Source organism: Ferroplasma sp. Type II (assembly GCF_000496155.1).
Map to the genome: position 1 here is coordinate 1,618 of NZ_KI542753.1, position 2,909 is coordinate 4,526.

4 protein-coding genes are annotated in these 2,909 nt (G+C 31.7%); 3 read left to right on the top strand and 1 reads right to left on the bottom strand.

From position 1 onward, the window contains the following. On the bottom strand, nucleotides 1-291 hold a 291-nt coding region (locus tag AMDU4_RS09630; protein ID WP_290704919.1), incomplete at its 3' end, for a hypothetical protein. A 227-nt stretch (nucleotides 292-518) separates the two neighbouring features. Between AMDU4_RS09630 and AMDU4_RS09635 the strand changes: the two genes are divergently transcribed. The 3 genes from AMDU4_RS09635 to AMDU4_RS09645 all read left to right on the top strand — a co-directional run. Then, nucleotides 519-1,106 (top strand): MFS transporter, encoded by a 588-nt coding sequence (locus AMDU4_RS09635; RefSeq protein ID WP_021787793.1) that lies wholly within the window; start codon nucleotides 519-521, stop codon nucleotides 1,104-1,106. A gap of 38 nt (nucleotides 1,107-1,144) precedes the next feature. Beyond that, nucleotides 1,145-1,774 carry an MFS transporter gene (locus AMDU4_RS09640; RefSeq protein ID WP_021787794.1) on the top strand — a complete coding sequence of 210 codons (630 nt, stop codon included), beginning with the start codon at nucleotides 1,145-1,147 and terminating at the stop codon, nucleotides 1,772-1,774. 187 nt (nucleotides 1,775-1,961) lie between these two features. Continuing rightward, nucleotides 1,962-2,909 (top strand): hypothetical protein (locus tag AMDU4_RS09645; RefSeq protein ID WP_021787795.1); only part of this gene is annotated, 948 nt, incomplete at its 3' end.

A 2,909-nucleotide genomic window follows, 5' to 3' on the forward strand; every position in this document is an offset into this window, starting at 1 on the left:
ACACCATATATTTGCTTTTAACATGGGCTTGATTGTCTGTGATGTTATATGTATAATATCATTACTGTTATTTATCACTTTAATTCCGGGTCTATATATAAGATCACTGAATAAATAATTTAAAACAGAATTTTTAAGGCCCCTGTATGGTGATTTATAAAGAGGATCCTGAAATTTATTATTGAATATGAACTGAACTATCCTGCTTTCAGGTGCCATTAATGTGTAAAGGTCATAGGCATATTTTCCAACGCCAGTTTTCGAAGAATCTACTGTAATATACGTTACCACTGCTAAGCATTGTGTCATTATAGAAATATTTTTGTTACGTTAGAAATTGCCAAATTTTCGTTGATAATTTGGAAATTGAAACATTTTGATATAATTGTTTCAAGTAAAAACTGTACTATTCTTCGAATCAAACAAATGCCCATAAGATTACTAAAATCCTAATTCGGAAAAAATCAACAAAGAATTCAAATAACATCTTTGGATAAACTGTGCAATAAAGAGATTAAATGAATAATAGAAAACTCATAGCCCTGAGGTCTTTTATAATAGCAGCTGGTGCAACTGCTGCAGCTTCCTTTGTGGGAGTATTTGCAGTTATGATAGGAGCATCGGCGGTTGAAATGGGCTGGCTGCAATCATCATCTAACTCACTGAGCAATTTGGGGCAGATTCTCTGGGGACGTATTAGTGATAGGGTAGGGCGACGAACGCCCTTTCTAATTTTAGGAAGCGTAATATTGGCTGTTCTGTGGTACATGCTTCCATATTCTTATAATCCAGTGGATCTCATTTTCCTCTATGCACTGATATCACTTTTTTCAGCCATGATAACCGTGAACTGGTACTCATTCATAGCCGATAATATTGCAGAAAAAAGGGGGCATTTTCTTTCTATAATAACCAATATCGCATCTATGGGCACAGTTATATCTTTGATAGCTATTTTTTTCCTGCTTGATAGCAATTCAAGGAAGGATATTATTATTCCATTCACAGCAGCATCGATTTCATACATAGCATCTGCTTTGATAGGATTTATGCTCACAGAGAAAAAAAGCAAATCAATAATGAGCAAAAATCTTCTGGGACCTTAAAAACCCTAAAAAATAATAGTATATTCTATCAATATTTTATGGCAACTAATGTACAGTCTTTTTTCTGGTCACTGGCCTGGCCGATGTTTCCCATAACAATTGTTACAATTATGGGCTTTTCCTTAAAAGTTGTGGCATTGCTCACCATTGCGGCAATTGGATCAGCACTTGTTACACAGTATTTTATTGCAAAATTTATTGATAATATCAACAGGATTCCTTTAATTTTCCTAAATAAGATTATGTTAAGCGGGATACCATTAATGTATGCCTTCTTTGATTCTTTTCCTCTTTTTATAGGAATTGAAATATACAGTGGTTTTTTAGGTTCAATTCAGAATTCCATTCTTACCTCCTATACACTGGATGTTGTTCCGGAGGGTCACCACGCCGAATATATTTCTATACTCAATGGATTTAATGGAGCAATTTATTTTGCAGGAGCGTTAACTGGGGGATACCTTCTTTCTTTGTTTATAGATTTCTTTCCACTGAAACTTGCACTTATACTTTCATATATCATTGTATTCAGTGGTAGATTTATTTCGTCTTTCCTGTTCCGTGGCCTTAAAGAAGTAGGTGGTGGGAGAAACAGGGGCGCATTAAGCATACTGTTTAAACCAAGGCAACCCGGTTCACCCTCTGGCGCCCCCATAAATCCCCGGTGAATAAATTACTATTCTCTGAGAAATACTTATCATAACTCCTCTTAGGACCTTTGTACGATCTTTACTTAAAGCGATTATATCATAATATTTGAAATTTGAAAATTATCAACGAAAATATGGTAATTTCTAATCTAGAAACTATAATATATTGTTTATTTATTACTTTAAAAAGAGAGGATATATTAATATGGAAAACGATGAAATTGAATTTGAAATAAAAAATATAGGACCTATTAAAAAATCAATTATACGTACTAAGAATATTACTACCATATTAGGACTTCCCAATTCAGGTAAAAGTTATGCACTTAGATCAATATACTGGTTTCTTCAACTTCTTGATGAATATAGATTTAAAGAATTTAATCGCTTAGTTAACCATGTTAAGTCAGAGGAAATTTTAGAAAACAAAATTATGAATGATATGAATAAAGAAATAGAGAAGGAATTAAATGGCATAGTTAATGATTTTCTATCAAATAAACAAAATATCCCTCATGAAGTGTATAAAAATAATATAACAATAAATTATAAAATTAATTTAGAAAAATTAAAATTATTAATTAACGGTGTATTTAAAGACACTCTTAAGCAATATACAGGGTCTAATAATATAAAAAATATTAAGGTTAATGGAAAATCAATAGATACGATAATAAATGATTCCATATCGGAAATACCAATATTTGGTTCTGAATACTCAAAGGATGATAATGGATTACACTTTATGTATTCAATAGCAAGAAATTCACATTTTACCCCTGAAAAATATTATGAAATAATGAATAAACTAAGGCGACATCCATTAACTGTCACGATCAATCCAATGAATATTAGCAAGGCAGGTACGAGTATAAGCGTGGATGTTACTTTTTCGATTTCAAAGGCAACCGATGAATATTTCCAGGAAAGACTAGATTTTTATGGATTACATTTTCCCAGTACAAATATTTCGATTGAAAACTTTCCATATATGGGAATAATTATATCTAATGTTTCTGAACATATATGGGCATCTATAATTAATTTTTCATTAAACAATATGAAATCGGCCATTTCCGATATTTCGGGAATTGATTCGATTAAATTTATTCCCTACGGCAGGAATATAATAGTTCAATTATATAATAGTTCA